Raw genomic sequence first — 19512 nt, 5'->3', positions numbered from 1 at the left:
CCCGGTCACCACGTCGGGTAGGCGATGCGGTCCATGCCCGTCGCCAGCTCCACGGTGCCCTGCAGGCCGCCGGCGAGCGTGGCGATGTTGTTGTAGTGGGCACCCAGGCCGCTGAAGGCGTAGGTGAGCTGCTCGCCCGTGGTGCCGAGGGCTCCGATGACCTCCCACATGAAGGGATCCTGTCCGGTCATCACCGTGCTCAGGATGTCGTCGAAGGAGTTCACCACGTACCCGGCCTCCGGGCCCAGCGAGCGCATGTTCGAGATCCACTGACCCGGGCTGCGCGATCCCATGCTCAGCGTCCACCGGGCGAAGTCGTCGCCGTACGACATGCCGCCCGTGGGAAGGCCCGCCCACGCCCGCATGCCGGCCCCGAAGCCGCCACTGGCGAACTCGCCGAACGCGCCGAACGGGAGCACGCCGAGCACCGCGAGGCCGACCTCCCAGAGCGCGGCATCGCCGCGCGAGTACTGCCAGAGCGTTCCCGCGAGCGTGAGCACGCCGACGGCGAGCGCCAGCAGGGCGACGATGGGTCCGCCGACCACCATCGCGAGCACGGCGAGCACGACGCCCGCGACCGCGAGCACGTCCAGCGCGAAGTCGACGAAGCCGTCGAGGTTGTCGCGCCAGCCGTCCTTGATCGCGTTGGCGTTCGAGGACCGCACGCCTTCGACGGCCGCATCGAACGCGGTCTCCCACCGGTCGTACTGCTCGTCGAAGTCGTCGGCGGCGCCCTTCCACAGTGCGTAGGCGGCGTCCTTGTCGCCCTCGGCGGACTCCACGGCGTTGTCGTGGGTGCGCTCCGCCTCGGTGCGGGCGGAGTCGTCGTCGCCGGATCCCTCGGGGTAGGGCACCGGCGCCATCTGCGCGCTCTGCCACTCGCTGAGGGCCTGCTGGTAGTTCTGCCAGTAGGTGTCGGCGTCGGGCACGGTCACCTTCATGAGCGCCTTGACCGCGGCCAGCTCCGAGCCGTAGTCCCGCACGAACGGACCGACCGCCTGGTACAGCTCCGCCGCCCGGCCGAGCTCGACGTTGACCTCCCCGCTCAGCTCGCGGAGCTTGTCGACCGCCTTGCCCTCCATGTCGGCGCCGTCGTCGACGAGCCGCGTGAGCAGCGTCTCGGCCTCCGACATGGCCGCGCCGAGGTTGATGATCTGCTGGCCGCGTTCGCGGACGTCGTCGCCGTTGCCCGACACGACCTCGATCGGGCGTCCCTTCGGGGATTGATGGATCGCCATCTACTCGCCCACTTCCTGCATCTGCGCCGCGAGCTCTGCGGCCACCTGGGTGTCGAAGTCGCCGAAGCCCTCGAGGACCGTCTTGGCCTGCTCGGTGACCGCCTTCAGGCCCTCGTTGAGCTTGTTGCGCCGGTCGTCCCAGCGCTCCTCGAAGTCGTCGGTCTTGTCGCGGAGGTCGCTGCGACCGTACGGCGACCCGATGTCATGGCTGAGGTCGCTCCGCCGCTTGGACGCCGACTCGAACTCCGTCTGCGTCGCGAGCAGGTTGGTGTACAGCGCACCGAGCTCGTCGTATGAGATCTTCACCGACACGTGTGTTCACTCCCAAGGCCGTGATCGAACGAGGACGCGTGGGGAACCGTGGTTCCCCACGCGTGAAGTCAGTCGGTTCAGCCGCCGGCGAGCTGCTGGTCGAGGTCCTGGATGGCACGCATCATGCCCAGCAGAGCCTCCGACATGTCGTTGATGCCGTCCACCGCACCCTTCAGACCCGTCGTCAGCTCGGAATAGCCCTCACCGAACTTCCCCGACGCGTGCTGCGTCTTGAAGTCCTCACCCAGCAGCGTGTCCACCTGGCTCTTCAGCGCGTCCAGCTGACCCTGGATGTCATCACGAGCCTGCGACAGCGACGACGCCACCTGCTCCATCTCCGCATACGAGGCACCGAAATCCGCCATCGTCAACTCCCTCACTCAGGTAACCCGACCCACCCCGGGCGGGACACTCAGAAACCTAACCGACGCCCACGACGCCACGCGATGGGGACCATTCCCCATGGCATGACCCATGGCCTCTCGCCGCGGTCAGTGCTGCGCGGCGGCCTGGGCGACGGGCAGGGCGGATGCCTCGACCAGCGGCAGCTGCACGGTGACCTGGCGGCCCGCCTGCACGAAGATGCCGCGTCCGTCGGGGAAGTCGGCGCGCTTGACCTTGGGGAACGGCACCTTGAACACCGCATCGCCGTCGAACGCGTCGGGCTTGAGGATGACGCCCTTGCGACCGCCCTTGAAGTCCCCGACGAGCCCGAAGCCGCTCGTGACCTGCGTCACGTCGGCGTCGCCGATGAGGAAGTGCTCGCTGCGGTTGACCGCCTGGAACAGCGCCTTCAGCGGGCGCTCGGCGGGCGAATCGGCGAACTGCGGCACGTCCTCGATCACGATCATCAGACGGGTGTCGATGGACTCGTCGGCGACCAGCTCGGCGAGCTCGGTCGCGAGCTCCTTGGCCTCGTCGGGCGTCGTGGCGCTGCGCATCCAGGGCGCGAACTCCTTCAGCTGCGAGCGGCGGCCGCCGAAGTGGAACAGCCTCACGCCCGGGTCGAAGCGCACCATCGCCGTCACGAGCGCCTTCATCGCGTTGGTCTTGCCCGCCAGCGGCGGGCCCGCCACGACGAACGTGCCGACCGGGTCGAAGTCGCGCGGCGCGAGCGTGTCCTCGGCGATGCCGAGCGCCGGGAACTCGCCGACGCGGTCGGGCAGCGCCGACCACGCCAGGCGGGTCGGCAGCGAGCCGATCTCGTCGACCTCACGGGCACCGAGCGCGCGCAGCTCCTGCGCCCACTGCACGAGCAGCTTGGTCTGCTCCGCCACGTTGGGCGTCCCGCCCAGCACCGCGATCTGCGTCTCGAACCCGTCGATGATCGCGCGGCCGGGCGCGGACCGCTCGTCCAGGACGTCCTTCGGGGCGTTCAGCAGCGAGTACGCGCTCTCGTCGGCCAGGCGCAGGACGACGCGGCGCGAGATGTTCGAGCTCACCGCGGTCGGAACGGACCCCGAGCGGTCCGCGGTGGCCACGACGTGCACGCCCAGCGGGCGCCCCTCGCCCAGGATCCGCATGAACGCCTGATAGAACGGCATCCGCGCCGTCGTCGTCTCCCACTCCGCCCGGAACTGCGGCAGGCCGTCCAGCAGCAGGATGATGCGGGCCTCGTCCCGGCCGGTGAGGTCACGGTACTCGGCGATGCTGGAGGCGTTGGCCGCGCTGAACCGCTTGCCGCGGTCGTCGAGCACCGCGCCCAGCGACCGGAGGATGCGCTGCACGCGCTCGGCGTCGTCGCCCGGGATGATCGAGCCGACGTGCGGCAGCACCTCGAGGCTCTTGAGCGCGCCCGCTCCGAAGTCGAGCCCGTAGACCGCGACGTTCTCGGGGCGACGCCCCATCGCGGCCGCGATGGCGGCGGTGCGCAGCACGGTGGATTTCCCCGAGCCGCTCGTGCCGTAGACGAGGAGCGACCCGTCGCGGTCCGGCTCGAAGTACACGGGCTCCTGCAGCTGTCGCTCGGGGACGTCGCGCTTGCCGAGCAGGATGCTGCCGGGGCGGCCGGCGCGGAGCGCCCGGATGTCGACCGTCGTCTCGAGGTCGTCCAGCCACGGGCGCCGGGGAGCCGGGATGCGAGCCTGCGCGGCCGCCGCCACCAGCGTCGCGACGATGCGCTTCTGGTCGTTGGGGCCGGGGTCGGCGGTGTCGTCGGCGGCGTCGCCCGGATCCTCGAGCTCCCACCTCTGCACCGACCCGAACCGCAGCTCCGCGACGCTCACGTCGGCCACCGGCACCTCGTCGGTGCTCCAGCCGCCCGCGTACGCGGACTGGAACGGGACCAGTCGCCCCGGCCCGGTCTTGGCGATGCCGCGCCCGGGGATGCCGGGGTCGAACCGCGCGGCGACCGGGTCGTCGACGACGTCCTTCGAGTCGGACTCGTCGGCCATGCGCAGCGCGACCCGCAGGTTGGTGTTGGCGCGCAGGTTGTCCTTGATGACGCCCGCCGGACGCTGGGTCGCCATGATGAGGTGGATGCCGAGGGACCGGCCGCGCTGGGCGATGTCGACGACGCCGTCCACGAACTCGGGCACCTCGCCGGCGAGCGCGGCGAACTCGTCGATGACGATGACCAGCGCCGGGGGCACGTCGGGATCGCGGCGCTTCTCGAGCTCGAGCAGGTCCTTGGCCTTCTTGCGGTTGAAGAGGTGCTCGCGGTGGTGCAGCTCGGCGCGGAGGCTGGTGAGGGCGCGCCGCACGAGGTGGGGGCTGAGGTCGGTCACCAGGCCCACGCAGTGCGGCAGCTCGACGCAGTCGGCGAAGGCGGAACCGCCCTTGTAATCGACGAAGAGGAACGTGACGCGGTCGGGGCTGTGGGCGGCGGCCATGCCGAGGACCCACGCCTGCAGGAACTCCGACTTGCCCGCGCCGGTGGTGCCGCCCACCAGGGCGTGGGGTCCCTGCGTGCGCAGGTCGAGCGTCATCGCGTCGGTCGCGCCCTGCCCGACGATGGCGCGCAGGTTGCCGGCCTTCTTCAGCCGCGGCAGCGCCGCCCCCGACCGGTCGACGATGGTGTTGTTCTCGCGCCAGCGCTCCACGGCGAACGACGGGTCGGTCGCGATCTCGGGTCCGACGACCGAGAGGAACATGACCGAGTTCGGGATGTCGGAGGAGTCCTCGATGACGGTGCTGGAGTCGGCGACGGGCGCGAGGCGCTTGGCGAGCACGGTCATGAGCTCGTTGGAGACGCCCTCCACGACGGTGGCCGGGTACTCGACGCCGCTGCGGACCGTCCCCGCCCGCGCCGCCTCGAGACCCCCCGCCACGTCGACGAAGCTGCGGCATACGGCCGGCAGCGCCTCGACGACCGGCGCGACGAACAGTCCGTACACGCCGACGTCGGCGCCGCGCTCGAGCACCTGGGTGAGCCGGGCACGGTCCACCGGGGCATCCGCCGTCACGATCACCACGACCGCCGTCTGCCCCGGGAAGGTCGCATCCTCGGCGGCGCGGCGCACGTCGGTGCCGTAGCGCATCGGGTCCCAGTCGTCGTCCAGCGGCAGACGCGGCGACGAGGCCGCCTTGGAGCGGCGCATCACGAGCTCCTCGAGCGCCGAGAGCAGCGCCGCGCCGGTCGACGCGGAGTCCGACAGGGGCATGTCGCGGAACGGGCTGCGCTCGCTCGTGGTGTGCGGAAGCCACTTGAGCCATTCCAGTTGCGTCGCCCACTGCGGCTCGGTCAGCGCGACGGCGACGAGCTCGTTGGGCGAGTGCAGGCCGAACAGCTGCACGCACAGGCCGCGCAGCGCGTCCGCCGCCTCGCGCGGGGGCCCCGCGACGCCGATGACGCCCACGCTCTGCAGCGACTCCAGCACCGGCACGCCGTCGATGATGCGGTAGCGCTCGCGCAGCCGATCGACGCGGTCGACGTACTCCTGGAGCGCGTCGGGGTTCTCGGCGCGCTTGATCGTCGTGCGCGAGGGCGCCTCGGACGTCCCCAGCCGCACCGAGAGGAAGTTCCAGTGCTCGGGGCGCCTGGTCCACAGCATGGGCCCCAGCCGCATCGCCTCGTCGAACACCACGGCCACCGGCGGCACCTCGGCGTTGCGCACCTCGCGTTCGCGCGGCCGTTCGCGGTACAGCGTCTCTTCGAGCTCCTCGAACGTGCGCTCGAAGATCTCGGCCTCCTTGCGCACCCGCTGACCCACCTGGGTGCGCTGCGAGATGAAGTTGCCGAGCAGCATGAGGGGCGACAGGAGCACCACCAGCAGCGAGCGCGGGTTGCCTGTCATCGCGAAGATCGAGGCGCCCAGGATGACCGGCGCCACCAGCATGGGCCACGGGAACAGGCGGCTGATCGGATCCTTGGGGAGACGGGGCTCCGGCAGCTCCTCCCCCACGTACCGCGGCTCGACGCGGGGGCTGCGGTTGAACAGCAGCGATCCGCCGCGCTCCAGCACCGGGTCCTGGTCCAGCGGTGCGAAGTCCTGCACCATGCGCACGACCAGCTCGGTGTCGCCCAGCGCGAACCGCTGCCCCGGGATGACCTTCAGGCGCTGCACCAGGCCGCCGTCCACGACGATGCCGTTCGCCGAGTTGAGGTCGACGAGCTCGACGGAGGATCCCACCTCGATGCGGGCGTGCCGCTTGGACACCAGCGGATCGTCGAGGACGACGTCGGCGCCCGCCGCCCGGCCGATCGTGAAGTGGCCGCGCGGCAGCTGGAACTCCCGCCCCGCGAACGGGCCGGCCACGACCGACAGGATCGCCGCCGGCGGCGCGCCCGCGCGGCGGCCCGAGACGTAGTCCGCCCCGAGGTTCGCGATCGTCGCGACGAAGCCCGACCCCACCGGCGCGTCGCTGATCAGCATGTCGGGCTCGAGCAGCTGGAACGTCGACGAGGTCGGCGGCGCCACCTGGAGGGTGAGCACGTCGCGCGGCGACGAGACGAAGCTGCGGGCGGGATCGGCCTCGGCGATCCGGCGCGCCACGTCCTGCACGGTCGCGGTCGTGTCGGAGGTGACCACGATGTCGGTGTGATGGCCGTCGCGACGCTGGAGCGTCAGTTTGAGTCTCATTCGCTGTCCCGGTCGAGCATCGGCCTCAGCCGATGCGGATCATTGCGTGGCGGTCCCCGAACCGAATCGTATCGCCGGGCCGCAGCGCGACCGGGGCACCGGGGACGAGCGGATGCTCCGCCCCGCCGCGCACGACGGCGCTGCCGTTGGTCGACCCGCGATCGACCACGACGGTGTCGGTTCCGTGCGGCAGCACCGCGAGGTGCGTCTTGGAGACCGACATCGTCGGGTCGTCGATCGCGACCGGGGCGACGCCGTCGTCGCCGGTGACCGGGGCGGGATCGCGGCCGATCAGGATGCCGCTGCCGACGTCGACGACCCGGCCGGTATCCAGCACGAAGCGCGCGGCGGACGCACCCGGACGGGAGGGGGCTGCGGGGCCGCCCTGCGCGCCCGTGACGGCCGGGGCCTCGCGCACCGGGGACGCGGCGCTCCCGTCGGGCAGCAGCTGGGGCGGGACCCATCCCGAGGCCGTGGGACCGGCGGGCGCCGCGACGGGATCCGGCGCGTCGAACGGCGTCGTCGCGGGCGCGGGCGCCCCGTGCTCCGGAGCGGGAGCGGGTGTCGCGATGCCGGATGCCGCCTCGCCGCGTGCCGCCCCGAGGACGCCGCCGCTGCTGCGCGGGGCCGGGACGTAGGCGGCAGGCGGACGCGGGCCGGCGGCCGTCGCGAGCGAGGGCAGCTCGCTGCGGACGTCCGCCAGATCCGTCGCGACCGTCTTGCGCGCGATGCGCATGCGCTTGTCGTCATACGGGTTGAGGCCGTGCCGGGCGTCGACGAGCCAGGTGGCGCCCGCGAGGTCCGCCCAGCCCCGGCCCCGGCGCTCCGGGTCGAACAACGGCGACAGCGCGATCACCAGCAGCGGCCCCAGGAGCGGCACCGCGAAGCTCGCCCACAGCACGAGCCCGCGCACGACCGCGCCGCGCCAGAAGCCGGGGCGCTCGAGCGTGCGGACGTTCACCGACCGCAGGCCGGTGAGCGCCTTGCCGAGCGTGATGCCGCGCCGGCCGTGCAGCACCAGCTGAACGATGAGGTAGACGGTGGTGAGCACGGTCGAGATCGCGGTGAGCACCACGACGAGCACGAGCCGCCCCTGCAGCGCCTCGGCGGGATCCGCCTCCGCCGACGCGGCGAGCAGCGCCGGCAGCGCGCCCAGCAGCAGCGGCAGCTGCAGCAGGACGTAGACGACCGCCTCGATGGTCGCCGACAGCGCGCGGCGACCGAAGGGCGCGCGCACGAGGCCGAGTGACGCGGCGTACTCCGGCCGCGGTCGCCCGTCGTCGTCGAGACCCTCGATACCACGGGTCGACTCGTCGATCTCCCAGATCACGCGGTCCTCCTGGCCAAAACTCCGCATCGACCCTAACCCGGGCGCCCGGCGGGCGCCGTCATCGGAACACGGCGTCAGTGGAAGAAGTGGCGCTCGCCCGTGAAGAACATCGTGACGTTCGCAGCCTGCGCGGCAGCGATCACCTCGTCGTCGCGCACGGAGCCGCCGGGCTGGATGATCGCCGAGATGCCGGCGTCGAGCAGCACCTGCGGGCCGTCGGCGAAGGGGAAGAACGCGTCGGATGCCGCCACCGACCCCGCCGCGCGGTCCCCGGCGCGCTCGACGGCGAGCCGGCACGAGTCGACGCGGTTGACCTGCCCCATGCCGATGCCGACCGTCGCCGAGTTCTTGGCCAGCACGATGGCGTTGGACTTCACGGCGCGGCACGACTTCCACGCGAAGATGAGGTTCGTCATCTCGTCGTCCGACGGACGCTCGCCCGAGACGAGCTGCCAGTCCTTGGCGACCGACTCGATGTCGTCGGGGAACCGGTCGGCGTCCTGCAGCAGCAGGCCGCCCGACACCAGGCGCACGTCCATCCGCTCCTGCTGCCAGTCGGCCGGCAGCTGGAGCACGCGCAGGTTCTTCTTGAGGCGGAACACCTCCAGCGCCTCGGGCTCGAAGTCGGGCGCGACGATGACCTCGGTGAAGATGTCGCGGAGGTTCTCGGCCATCTTCAGCGTCACGGTGCGGTTGGCCGCGATGACGCCGCCGAAGGCCGACACCGGGTCGCACTCGTGCGCGCGCAGGTGGGCGCTGGCGATGGGGTCCGGCGACTTCGGAGCCGCCACGGCGATGCCGCACGGGTTGGCGTGCTTGATGATCGCGACGGCGGGCTTGACCATGTCGAACGCGGCGCGGAGGGCGGCGTCGGCGTCGACGTAGTTGTTGTACGACATCCCCTTGCCCTGCAGCTGCGTGGCCTGGGCGATGCCGTGGCCGCCGTTGCGGGTGTAGATCGCCGCACGCTGGTGCGAGTTCTCGCCGTAGCGCAGTGTGGCGAGGCGCTCGGCCTTGATCGTGAGGTGCGCGGGCAGGTCGTCCTCGAGGAGCGTGCCCTCCGAGAACCAGGTCGCCACGGCGCGGTCGTACTCCGCGGTGTGCGCGAACGCGCGCGCGGCGAGCTCGCGGCGCTGCACGAGCGAGGTGCCGCCGGACCGCACGGCCTCGATGACGGCCGGGTAGGACGACGGCGAGACGACGATGGCGACGTTGGCGTAGTTCTTCGCCGACGCGCGCACCATGGCGGGCCCGCCGATGTCGATCTGCTCGACGACGTCGTCGCCCTGCGCGCCGGAGCGCACGGTCTCGACGAAGGGGTAGAGGTTCACCACGACGAGCTCGAACGGGGCGATGTCGAGATCGGCGAGCTGCCGCTCGTGGTCCTCGAGGCGGAGGTCGGCGAGCAGGCCCGCGTGCACGCTCGGGTGCAGCGTCTTGACGCGGCCGTCGAGGGATTCGGGGAACCCGGTGACGCGCGAGACGTCGGTCACCTCGTACCCCGCCTCGCGCAGCAGCGTCGCCGAGCCGCCGGTCGAGACGATCTCGACGCCCGCCTCCGCGAGGGCGGCCCCGAGCGTCAGGAGGTCGGTCTTGTCGCTCACCGACACCAGCGCCCGGCGCACCGGGACGACGTCGCGGGAGCGGTAGAGGGCGGGGTCGTGGCTCGGTCCGGCCATGGCGGGTTCTCCTCGGTGGGGTGGGTCAGAGCTGGGCGCGTGCGGAGGCCGCCGCGAGGTCGAGGTCGCCGGTCGCGATGCGGCGCACGACGTCGATGAGCAGGCGGCGCTCGACGGGCTTGATGCGCTCGTGCAGGGCGTGCTCGTCGTCGCCGGGGAGCACGGGCACGCGCTCCTGGGCGAGGATCGGCCCCGAGTCGACGCCGCTGTCGACGATGATGACGCTGGCTCCGGTCTGCGCGACGCCGGCGGCCAGCGCGTCGCGCACGCCGTGCGCGCCGGGGAACTCCGGCAGGTACGCCGGGTGGGTGTTGATGATGCGGGGCGACCACGCGTCGACGAGGTCGGCCGGCAGCAGGCGCATGAGGCCGCTGAGCACGACGAGGTCGGGCTTCCACACGGCCAGCTGCGCACCCAGCTCGGCGCCCCATTCCTCACGGGTGCCGAATCGCGCGAACGGCACCATGAAGGTCGGGATGCCGTAGTCCTCCGCGTGCGCGAAGCCGTCGGCCTCGCGGTCGCCGCCGACGACGACGATGCGGGCGGGGAACTCGGGTTCGGCCGCCGCGTCGAGCAGAGCACGCAGATTCGACCCTGTGCCCGAGATGAGGACGGCGACCGTGAGCACCGACTCAGTTTAGTCCGGAACCCGGCTCGGACCGTGCGACGTGAGCCGCGGCAGCTCGATGGGCTCGGTGGTCGCCTCCGCGGCGGCGGCGGGTGCGGGCGGTTCGGGCGCGGCCGGATCGTGCGAGCCGCGGGGGGAAAGCAGCAGGATGGCCGCGCCGACGAGCACCTCGAGCCCCACAGCGAGGGCCACGGGCCCTGCGTCCGGGCCGAAGTGCGCCAGGCGCCCCGGTCCGACGGATCCGGACGCGGCGACGCAGAGGAGCGCGGCGGCGGCGCCGGACACGAGCGCGATGCCCGCGGTGATCGTGAGCCGCGCCGCGACGGCGTCCTCCGCGCGCCCGGGCGTCGGCGCGCCGGCGTGCACCAGACGGGAGCGGGCGATCCACCCCGCGAGCGCGCCGAGCGCGACGGGGAGGAGCGCCAGCAGGAGCAGCCACGAGGTCGTCGACTCCGGCACGGCGCCCAGCGCGGGAAGACCCGGCACGATGCCCACCTGCGTGCCGGCCGGCGAGACGGAGGTGCCCTCGCCCACCGCGAAACCCGGTCCGGCCACGAAGCTGAGGCCCCACACGGCGAGGGTCGGGACGTACGCCAGCTGCGCGAGCGTGAGCAGGGTCGCGCCGAGCACGTCGGCGTCGCCCGCCTGGAAGAGGGCCACGATCCGACCCGCCCGCGCGAACACCGCGACGGCGGCGACGGCCGCGCCGAGGCCGACGAGCCCCACCACCACGACGGCGGATCCCCGCGCGATGAGCGCCGGGGTCTCGGCCCAGCCGTGGGGCATCGACTCGACCCGGTCGCGGAGCCGCGCGATCGCACCCGATCCAGCCTCGATCCACTCCGTCACCACGGCGGCCGTGAGCGCGGGCAGCGCGAAGACCAGCGTGGGCACCAGGATCGCCTGCCAGGTCACCGCGACCGCGACGCCGTTCACTCCCGTGAGCGCCGCGCCGGTCGCGAGCGCCGCGAACACGACGATCGACGAGGCCACCCCGGTGATCCACGCGTCGGCGCGCGACGCGCGCACGCCCGACCGGGCGGCGAAGACGGCGGTGAAGACGGCGAACGCCAGCGGGGCGAGCGAGAGGGCGAAGGATGCCGCGTCGGCGGGGATGCCGGTCGCGGCGAGGTACTCGGGCGGGAGCATGATGTGCAGCGGCACGAGGTTGCCCAGCTGCCACACCGCCACGGCCGCCGGCCACAGCACCCCCCAGTCGGCGCCACCGCCGAACCCGAAGACCCACAGCAGCGTCAGCGGCGCGAGGGTCGCCGCGATCCCGACGGCGACCGCGATGGCGGCGTCGACGGATGACAGGAGGGCGACGATGAGGCGATGCATGCGCCATAGACCCTACTTCGCGCCGCGTCCGCCTCCCGGTCGCCCGCGCCGCGGAGGCGCGGCATCCGTTCTGCGGAATCTGCCGGCCGCCGGAGCGACTAACGTTCTCTGACGGAGGTCAACCACACATGAGCGCAGCCCCGTCCACGACGTCGAACGCACCCGAGGCACTCGACGGCAGCGAGACACCCCCGCCGAAGAACGGCTTGGACAGGTTCTTCGAGATCACCCGGCGAGGATCGACCATCGGCACCGAGGTGCGCGGCGGTGTGGTGACGTTCGTGACGATGGCCTACATCGTCATCCTCAACCCGATCATCCTCTCCGGCGGCGTCGACGTCGCCGGGGACTCCCTCGGCTTCACCCAGGTGGCGGCGACCACCGCACTCACCGCCGGTGTCATGACCGTGCTGTTCGGCCTCGTGACCCGTCTGCCGTTCGCGTTCGCGGCCGGGCTCGGCATCAACTCGTTCCTCGCGGTCTCGGTCGTCGGCCAGGTGACGTGGGCCGAAGCGATGGGTCTCGTCGTCATCAACGGTCTGATCATCGTGCTGCTGGCGGCGACCGGGCTGCGGCGCATGATCTTCGACGCCGTGCCGATCCAGCTGAAGATCGCCATCACGGTCGGCATCGGCCTGTTCATCGCCTTCATCGGATTCGTCGACGCGGGCCTGGTCACCTCGACGGGAGCGTCCTCTCCCCCGGTCGGCCTGGGCGTCGACGGTTCTGTCGCGACGGTCCCCACCCTCATCTTCGTGTTCACGCTGCTGCTGACCGGCGTCCTGGTGGCGCGCAAGGTCAAGGGCGGCATCCTGATCGGCCTCGTCACCGGCACCGTCGTCGCGGTCGTCGTCGAGGCGATCTGGAACATCGGGCCGAAGTTCGCTGGCGACGAGGTCAACCCGGGCGGCTGGGGCCTGTCGGTGCCGGAGCTGCCGGCGTCGCTCGTGAGCGTCCCCGACCTCTCGCTCGTCGGTCAGATCTCGTTCGGCTCGTTCGAGCGGATCGGCGTGCTCGCGGCCCTCATGCTCGTCTTCACGCTCGTCTTCACGAACTTCTTCGACGCCATGGGCACCATGACGGGCCTGTCGAAGGAGGCGGGGCTCGCCGACGAGAAGGGCGACTTCCCCCGCATCAAGTCGGCGCTGATCGTCGAGGGCGTCGGCGCGGTCGCCGGTGGATTCACGTCGAGCTCGTCCAACACGGTGTTCATCGAGTCCGGCGCAGGCATCGGCGAGGGGGCGCGGACCGGCTTCGCGAACGTCGTCACCGGTGCGCTGTTCCTCATCGCGATGTTCTTCACGCCGCTGGTGTCGATCGTGCCCACCGAGGTCGCCGCCGCCGCGCTGGTGATCGTCGGCGCCCTGATGATGTCGCAGATCCGCTTCATCGACTTCACTGACTTCTCGATCCTGCTGCCGGTCTTCCTCGCCGTCACCGTCATGCCCCTCACCTACTCGATCGCCAACGGCATCGGGGCGGGCTTCATCGCGTGGGTCGTGGTGCGCTCGCTGTCGGGCAAGGCGCGCGAGATCAGCCCGCTGCTGTGGGTCGTCGCGGCCGGCTTCGTGCTCTACTTCGCCCGCGGGCCGCTGGAGGCCGTGCTCGGCTGAGTCTCACCGCGAAGGGGACGGGTGCTGCGGCATCCGTCCCCTTCGGCATCTCCCGGCCCGGCGCGCCTCGGGTTCGGGGCGCGCGACGTGCATCCGGGGCGCACGCGACGCGCCCCGGACGAGCGGGACGCGCCCCAAACCCGGGAACCGGGGGTTCAGCGCAACGGCGTCCAGCCGGGCGGGAGCGGACCGTCGAGGTCGGCGCGCTCGCGGTCGACCGCGGCCGACCAGCCCTGGGCGGCCCCGACGGCGTCGAAGCCGCCGCGCGCGACCCGGAAGCCGACATCGTCGTGGTGCATGCGCGGCGCGCCACCCCGGCGCGTCGACGCGCGCACGCTCCACGCGTCGTCGGCGAAGCCGCCGCCCCGGAACACCCGGTAGTCGGCGTAGCGCGCGGGGTCGAGCAGGTCCCAGCACCACTCCCACACGTTGCCGAGGGTGTCGAAGAGCCCGTTGAGATTCGGATGCTTCCCGCCGACGTCCTGCGGCGACGTGACGCCGTCCGCGCTCGTCCACGCGATGTCGGCGAGCGGTCCGTAGTGCGGGCCGGCCGACCCCGCGCGGCACGCGTGCTCCCACTCGGCCTCGGTCGGCAGGCGGAAGCCGTCGGCATCGACGTGCCACGTGACCACCTCGCCGTCGAACGTGTAGGCGGGGTCCAGTCCCTCCCACTCGGACGCGGCGTTGCAGAAGCGGATGGCCCGCAGCCAGCTCACGTCGGTCGCCGGCCGCCGAGGGTGGGTCGACGGCTCGCCGAGAAGCTCGGCGAGCTGCTCCTGGGTGACGGGGAGCACGCCGATCTCGAACGGCTCGAGCTCGACGCTCCAGCGCGCCTTGCGGCGGGCGTCGTGGAGGGTGACCGTCCCGGCGCCGATCGACGCCAGCTCGATGTCGGTCATGCGGGCCGGCTCAGCCGTCCTGCGGCTCCAAGACGAACACGGCGATCTGCCGGTCGGTGCGAGTCTGGTACGCGTCGTAGTCGGGCCACACCGCGCACGCGCGCTCCCACCACTGCGCGCGCTCGTCGCCGTCCAGCTCCCGCGCGAGGTAGTCGCGCTTCACATCGGCGTCCTGCAGCTCCACGAGCGGGTGGCGACGCATGTTCTCGGCCCACTTCGGCTCGTCCGGCGCGCCGCCCTTCGACGCGACGACGGCGTAGCGGCCGTCGTGCTCGACGCGCATGAGCGCGGTCTTGCGCAGCGCTCCGGACTTCGCGCCGACGGTCGTCAGCACGATGATCGGCACGCCGCGCAGCGTGTTCGCCTTCTCTCCGTTGGAGGCCTCGAAGACCTCCGCCTGCTTGCGCGCCCAGTCGGACGTGGACGGCTTGTACTCTCCGGTCAACGGCATGCCACCAGCGTATTCGGCCTGCGCAGGGGCGGGCCGCGCGCCCTCTATGTTCGAGTCATGCCCAACATCAGAGTCGAACTCCTTCCCGGACGCACCGTGGACCAGCGCCGCCGCTTCGCCGAGGAGGTCACCCGCGCCGCCGTCGAGGCGCTCGGGGCGCGCAGGCAGGACGTCCGCATCATGTTCGAAGAGGTCGCCGCCGACTTCGTGGCCAACGGCGGTGTCCTCGCCAGCGAAGACGCCGACCGCGCGGGCCAGGTGTCGCGTTTCGGCGGCTCGCCGGTCGCCGGCTGAGACGACGATGGCGGATGCCGCGACCCGGGGTCGCGGCATCCGCCATCGCTTGTCGAGCTGTACCCCTTAGAGCGACTCGATGATCTCGCGCATCAGCGCGGCGGTCTCGGACGGCGTCTTGCCGACCTTGACGCCGGCGGCCTCGAGGGCCTCCTTCTTCGCCTGCGCGGTGCCGGCCGAACCCGACACGATGGCGCCGGCGTGGCCCATCGTCTTGCCCTCGGGGGCGGTGAAGCCGGCGACGTAGCCGACGACCGGCTTGGTGACGTTGGCCTTGATGAAGTCGGCCGCGCGCTCCTCGGCGTCGCCGCCGATCTCGCCGATCATGACGATCGCCTTGGTCTCGGGGTCGGCCTCGAACGCCTCGAGCGCGTCGATGTGGGTGGTGCCGATGATCGGGTCGCCGCCGATGCCGATGGCGGTGGAGAAGCCGATGTCGCGCAGCTCGAACATCATCTGGTACGTGAGCGTGCCCGACTTCGAGACCAGGCCGATCGGTCCCTTGCCGGTGATGTTGGCGGGCGTGATGCCCACGAGCGACTCGTCCGGCGTGATGATGCCCGGGCAGTTGGGGCCGATGATGCGGGTCTTGTTGCCCTTGGCCGACGCGTACGCCCACGCCTCGGCCGAGTCGCCGACGGGGACGCCCTCGGTGATGACGACCAGCAGCGGGATCTCGGCGTCGATCGCCTCGATCATCGCGGCCTTCGTGAACGCGGCGGGGACGAACGCGATCGAGACGTCCGCACCGGTCTTCTCGATGGCCTCGGCCACCGAGCCGAACACCGGCAGCTCGACGCTGCCGCCGTCCTTGTCTTTGTGCAGCACCGTGGTGCCGGCCTTGCGCGCGTTCACGCCGCCGACGACGTTGGTGCCGGCCTTGAGCATGAGCGCGGTGTGCTTGGTGCCCTCGCCGCCGGTGATGCCCTGGACGATGACCTTGGAGTCCTTGTCAAGAAAGATCGACATGTCTGTTGTTCCTTATGTGGGTCGCTGAGCTTGTCGAAGCGGCGGTCAGGCGTTGGCGAGCTCGGCGGCCTTGTCGGCGCCCTCGTCCATCGTGGCGGCCAGGGTCACCAGCGGGTGGTTGGCATCCTGGAGGATCTTGCGGCCCTCCTCGACGCGGTTGCCGTCCAGGCGCACCACGAGGGGCTTCGACGCGGTGGCGCCGAGCTCCGCGAGCGCACCGACGATGCCCTTGGCGACGGCGTCGCACGCCGTGATGCCGCCGAAGACGTTCACGAACACCGACTTGACCTGCGGGTCGCCGAGGATGACGTCCAGGCCCGCGGCCATGACCTCGGCCGAGGCGCCGCCGCCGATGTCGAGGAAGTTGGCGGGCTTGACCCCGCCGTGGTTCTCACCGGCGTACGCGACCACGTCGAGGGTCGACATGACCAGGCCCGCGCCGTTGCCGATGATGCCGACCTCGCCGTCGAGCTTGACGTAGTTGAGGTCGTTCTCCTTGGCCTTGGCCTCCAGCGGGTCGGCGGCGGCCTTGTCCTCGAGGAGCGCGTGCGCGGCGTGACGGAACTCGGCGTTGTCGTCGAGCGTCACCTTGCCGTCGAGGGCGATGACCTCGCCGTCCTCCGACAGGATGAGCGGGTTGACCTCGACGAGGGTGGCGTCCTCGCCCTTGTAGACGTTGTAGAGCTTGACGAAGACGTCGCTCACCTTGTCGACGAGGCCCGCGTCGAAGCCGGCGGCCTCGGCGATCTCGACGGCCTTGGCCTTGTCGATGCCCGTGCCCGGGTTGACGTCGATGCGGGCGAGCGCCTCGGGCTTCTCGACCGCGAGCTGCTCGATCTCCATGCCGCCCTCGACGGAGGCGAGCGACAGGTAGGAGCGGTTGGCGCGGTCCAGCAGCACCGAGAAGTAGTACTCCTCGGCGATGCGGGCGCCCGCGGCGACCATGACCCGCTTGACGACGTGGCCCTTGATGTCGAGGCCGAGGATGGCCTTGGCCGCCTCGTAGGCCTCGTCGGGGCTCTTGGCGACCTTGACGCCGCCCGCCTTCCCGCGGCCGCCCGTCTTGACCTGGGCCTTCACGACGACGACGCCGCCGCCGAGCTTCTCGGCCGCTGCCTTCGCCTCCTCGGGGGTGTCGGCGACGATGCCCGGGAGCACCGGCACCTCGTACTTCTCGAAAAGGTCTCGTGCCTGGTACTCGTACAGATCCACAGTGATTCCTTCGCTGGGGCGAACGGGCGGGATGACGCGGGGAAAGCGTCTTGATGTCGAGATATCGACCAGTGCCCCAGCCTACTACCGGTCGTCGTCCGGTTCTGACCGCAGCGACGCGCCGGGCGGTTCCTCGACCTCCTCGCCCGGCACCCGCGGCAGTCCGGACAGGTCGTGCAGCGCAGGGCCCTCCAGGCGGCGCCCTTCCGCGGTGAACCGGGACGCGTGCAGCGGACAGTCCCACGTACACTCTGCGTCGTTCCACCGCAGGACGCCGCCCATGTGGGTGCAGACGGCGCTCACCGCCCTGGTGCGCCCGTCGACCGTCGAGATGCCGACAGGCTGTCCTGCACGGCTCGCGACGACGCCGCACCCCTCGGCGGGGCGACGTATCGGCGTGGGAACGCTCTGGGCGCCGATCCAGCCGGATGTCGCCTCCCAGCCGACCCGCAGATTCTGCACGCCGCCGCGTGCGAGGTCGGCCGGGACGGTGAAGCGCGTCGAGAGGACGTTCATCCAGTCCGGACGATCTCGCCGAGGCACCCGGTCGATCTCGGCGGCCAGGCGCAGCGCGGCGGCGGGCGGGTTGGACAGGCCCCACTTCGCGTAGCCGGTGGCGAACCGGATGCGTCCGAGGGACCGGGGCATCGCCCCGACGAACGGCACCAGGTTGTGCGACTCGTAGTCCTGCGCGGACCACGCCGCGACCGGCTCCGCCCCGGGGAAGTGGCGCTGGGTCCACGCGACGAGCGCGTCGATCCGCGTGCGCGGCGAGGACGAGCGTCCGGTGGGGAACCCGTTGCCGCCGACGACGAGCTGCGCCTGGTCGACGGGCCCGTCCTCGGCCGTGATGGATCGGACCGACTTCGTCTCGCCGTCGACCGTGACGTACAGCCCCTCGGGAAGCGGCCCGTCCGTCGCGAACGCCACGCACGAGGAGCGAAGCCCGCGCACCTTGGCGAAGTACAGTCCGCGATCGACGATGGGCGTGGCGGTCGCGAGCACGACGTGATCGGCCTCGGCGTAGCCGGCGGTCGTGTCGACGGCCGCGCGCGGGACGACGTGCGCGCACGTGACGCGCACGCCGGTGTGCAGCGTCCCGCCCTCGCGGACGAAGGCCTCGGCGAGCGCGACGAGGAGCCGGTACGGGTCGATCGCCACCTGGGAGTCCAGTGCCACCGCGCCGAGGATCGGGAACGGCGACTGCGCGAGCTGGTCCGGCTCGACGCGTCGCGCCGGCAGTCCGGCGTCGAGTGCCGCCTCGAGCTCCGCGTCCACCCGGTGCACGCCCTCGGGCGTCTGGGCGTACGAGTAGGCGGCGCGGCGGGAGTACGGCACGCCGAGCTCGTCGGCGGTCGCGGTCAGCCATCGGGCGCCGTCGAGGTTGGCGTCGACGTAGGCGCGGCCCAGGCGCGCGGAATGGTGGCGGCGCAGCGCGGACAGCACCGACCCCTGCAGCACGGTGAGCTTGCCGGTATTCGCACCGGACGCGAGCTCCCCGACCTCGCCCGCCTCGATCACGGCGACCTCGCGCCCCTGGCGCACCAGCATCAGGGCGGTCGCCAGGCCCGTCAGCCCCGCGCCGACGACCACCACGTCGCGGTGTCGTCCCGGTTCGAAGGGGGTTCCGGCGACCCGTGGCGCCCCCCGCTTCCAGATCGGCGTCATGGAGCAAGTGAAGTGCACGATCGACGCCGCGTCGAGCCCCGTTGACAGCGGCGGGTCCGTGCGTCCTCGGCGCGCGGCGGAGCGTCGCGGCGGGCGCGGAACGCACGGACTAGGCTCTCCCCGAGATGTCCGACACCGCCGCCTCCGCCGCTCAGGCCGCTTCGCGCGCGGCCGTGGTGGCCGCCGCGCTGGAGCTCTTCGACGAGCAGGGCTTCGACCAGACCTCCGTGGAGCAGATCGCCCAGGCGGCCGGGGTGTCGCGATCGACCTTCTTCCGGCAGTTCGGCGGCAAGGACGACGTGGTGTTCACCGACCACGAGGTGCTGCTCGACCGCCTGCGGGAATTCCTGGGGCAGGCGCACCGCGACCCGTGGGCCGCGGTGTGCGAGGCATCCGTCCTCGTCTACTCCCACTTCGCCGCCGACCCCGAGCTCGCCCGCCGCCGCTACGCGGTGGTGCGCGGCGTGCCGGCGCTGCGGGACCGCGAGATCGTGACCGTCTTCCGCTACGAGCGGCTCTTCGACGAGTACCTGCGCGCGTCGCTGCCGGGGCTCGACCCCCTCGACGCCGTGGGATTCGCCGCGCTCGTTACCGCGGTGCACAACCACGTGCTCCGGCGCCTGATCCGCGGGCCGAAGAAGGTCCCGGTCTCGGTGCTGCGCGCGGCGCTCGACGACGCGCGCCGCCGGTTCGGCGTCCTTCCGGACGGCGAGTCGGATGCGGCCGCCGACGACGTGGTCGTCGCGGTGTTCCGCCGGGGCACGCCGACCGCGGAGCTCACCCGCAGGCTCCGCGAGCAGCTCGACGCCTGACCCGCCCGGCGACGAGGAAATTTCCTGTTCCGCGGGCGATGCCCG

Annotated in this window: 16 protein-coding genes; 3 read left to right on the top strand and 13 right to left on the bottom strand. The window is 71.9% G+C overall.

Annotation, left to right across the window (positions count from 1 at the left end; all coding sequences use genetic code 11):
• Positions 1 to 5 precede the first annotated feature (5 nt).
• From ACFRAL_RS09725 to ACFRAL_RS09690, 8 genes are all read right to left on the bottom strand, one after another.
• The gene (locus ACFRAL_RS09725; RefSeq protein ID WP_378882238.1) at positions 6 to 1238 is read right to left on the bottom strand and encodes a hypothetical protein; all 1233 of its coding nucleotides are present in this window, start codon (positions 1236 to 1238) and stop codon (positions 6 to 8) included.
• Positions 1239 to 1544 (bottom strand): hypothetical protein, encoded by a 306-nt coding sequence (locus ACFRAL_RS09720; protein WP_336398302.1) that lies wholly within the window; start codon positions 1542 to 1544, stop codon positions 1239 to 1241.
• A gap of 83 nt (positions 1545 to 1627) precedes the next feature.
• A complete protein-coding gene (locus ACFRAL_RS09715) occupies positions 1628 to 1915 on the bottom strand; it encodes a WXG100 family type VII secretion target (protein WP_194397663.1) in 288 nt (95 codons plus the stop codon).
• Between the two features lie 126 nt (positions 1916 to 2041).
• Positions 2042 to 6571 carry an FtsK/SpoIIIE domain-containing protein gene (locus tag ACFRAL_RS09710; protein WP_378882234.1) on the bottom strand — a complete coding sequence of 1510 codons (4530 nt, stop codon included), beginning with the start codon at positions 6569 to 6571 and terminating at the stop codon, positions 2042 to 2044.
• A gap of 25 nt (positions 6572 to 6596) precedes the next feature.
• On the bottom strand, positions 6597 to 7901 hold the full coding sequence (locus tag ACFRAL_RS09705; RefSeq protein WP_378882231.1) for an RDD family protein: 1305 nt from the start codon (positions 7899 to 7901) through the stop codon (positions 6597 to 6599).
• A 74-nt stretch (positions 7902 to 7975) separates the two neighbouring features.
• The gene (purH, locus tag ACFRAL_RS09700) at positions 7976 to 9580 is read right to left on the bottom strand and encodes a bifunctional phosphoribosylaminoimidazolecarboxamide formyltransferase/IMP cyclohydrolase (protein ID WP_336398299.1); all 1605 of its coding nucleotides are present in this window, start codon (positions 9578 to 9580) and stop codon (positions 7976 to 7978) included.
• 25 nt (positions 9581 to 9605) lie between these two features.
• Entirely contained in the window at positions 9606 to 10208 is a 603-nt protein-coding gene (gene purN / locus ACFRAL_RS09695) for a phosphoribosylglycinamide formyltransferase (RefSeq protein ID WP_336398298.1), read from the bottom strand.
• Positions 10209 to 10217: 9 nt separating this feature from the next.
• Positions 10218 to 11549 (bottom strand): DUF6350 family protein, encoded by a 1332-nt coding sequence (locus ACFRAL_RS09690; protein ID WP_378882228.1) that lies wholly within the window; start codon positions 11547 to 11549, stop codon positions 10218 to 10220.
• A 128-nt stretch (positions 11550 to 11677) separates the two neighbouring features.
• On the opposite strand from ACFRAL_RS09690, the gene ACFRAL_RS09685 reads away from it, so the two are divergent.
• Complete coding sequence (locus tag ACFRAL_RS09685; protein ID WP_378882226.1) at positions 11678 to 13162, top strand: NCS2 family permease; 1485 nt, start codon at positions 11678 to 11680, stop codon at positions 13160 to 13162.
• A gap of 155 nt (positions 13163 to 13317) precedes the next feature.
• Here the strand turns inward: ACFRAL_RS09685 and ACFRAL_RS09680 are convergent, their stop codons facing one another.
• Together ACFRAL_RS09680 and ACFRAL_RS09675 are read right to left on the bottom strand one after the other, a co-directional pair.
• The gene (locus ACFRAL_RS09680; protein WP_378882223.1) at positions 13318 to 14061 is read right to left on the bottom strand and encodes a formylglycine-generating enzyme family protein; all 744 of its coding nucleotides are present in this window, start codon (positions 14059 to 14061) and stop codon (positions 13318 to 13320) included.
• 10 nt (positions 14062 to 14071) lie between these two features.
• Positions 14072 to 14512 carry a nitroreductase family deazaflavin-dependent oxidoreductase gene (locus ACFRAL_RS09675; protein WP_336398294.1) on the bottom strand — a complete coding sequence of 147 codons (441 nt, stop codon included), beginning with the start codon at positions 14510 to 14512 and terminating at the stop codon, positions 14072 to 14074.
• A 57-nt stretch (positions 14513 to 14569) separates the two neighbouring features.
• On the opposite strand from ACFRAL_RS09675, the gene ACFRAL_RS09670 reads away from it, so the two are divergent.
• On the top strand, positions 14570 to 14806 hold the full coding sequence (locus tag ACFRAL_RS09670; protein WP_336398293.1) for a tautomerase family protein: 237 nt from the start codon (positions 14570 to 14572) through the stop codon (positions 14804 to 14806).
• A 66-nt stretch (positions 14807 to 14872) separates the two neighbouring features.
• Here ACFRAL_RS09670 and sucD read toward each other — a convergent pair whose 3' ends face one another.
• From sucD to ACFRAL_RS09655, 3 genes are all read right to left on the bottom strand, one after another.
• Positions 14873 to 15775, bottom strand: a complete 903-nt coding sequence (sucD, locus tag ACFRAL_RS09665; protein WP_336398292.1) for a succinate--CoA ligase subunit alpha — start codon at positions 15773 to 15775, stop codon at positions 14873 to 14875.
• A 45-nt stretch (positions 15776 to 15820) separates the two neighbouring features.
• Positions 15821 to 16987 (bottom strand): ADP-forming succinate--CoA ligase subunit beta, encoded by a 1167-nt coding sequence (sucC, locus tag ACFRAL_RS09660; protein ID WP_336398291.1) that lies wholly within the window; start codon positions 16985 to 16987, stop codon positions 15821 to 15823.
• An 84-nt stretch (positions 16988 to 17071) separates the two neighbouring features.
• Positions 17072 to 18655 carry an FAD-dependent oxidoreductase gene (locus ACFRAL_RS09655; protein WP_378882219.1) on the bottom strand — a complete coding sequence of 528 codons (1584 nt, stop codon included), beginning with the start codon at positions 18653 to 18655 and terminating at the stop codon, positions 17072 to 17074.
• A 125-nt stretch (positions 18656 to 18780) separates the two neighbouring features.
• Here ACFRAL_RS09655 and ACFRAL_RS09650 point away from each other — a divergent pair, with 125 nt between their 5' ends.
• Positions 18781 to 19467: a TetR family transcriptional regulator gene (locus ACFRAL_RS09650; RefSeq protein WP_378882216.1), complete on the top strand. Its 687-nt coding sequence runs from the start codon at positions 18781 to 18783 to the stop codon at positions 19465 to 19467.
• Positions 19468 to 19512 lie beyond the last annotated feature (45 nt).

The organism is Microbacterium sp. NPDC056736 (genome assembly GCF_042790415.1).
In the GTDB taxonomy this organism is placed as follows: Bacteria; Actinomycetota; Actinomycetes; order Actinomycetales; family Microbacteriaceae; genus Microbacterium.
Note: the sequence above shows the minus strand (reverse complement) of the source record. Positions and strands in the feature narration are given on the sequence as shown.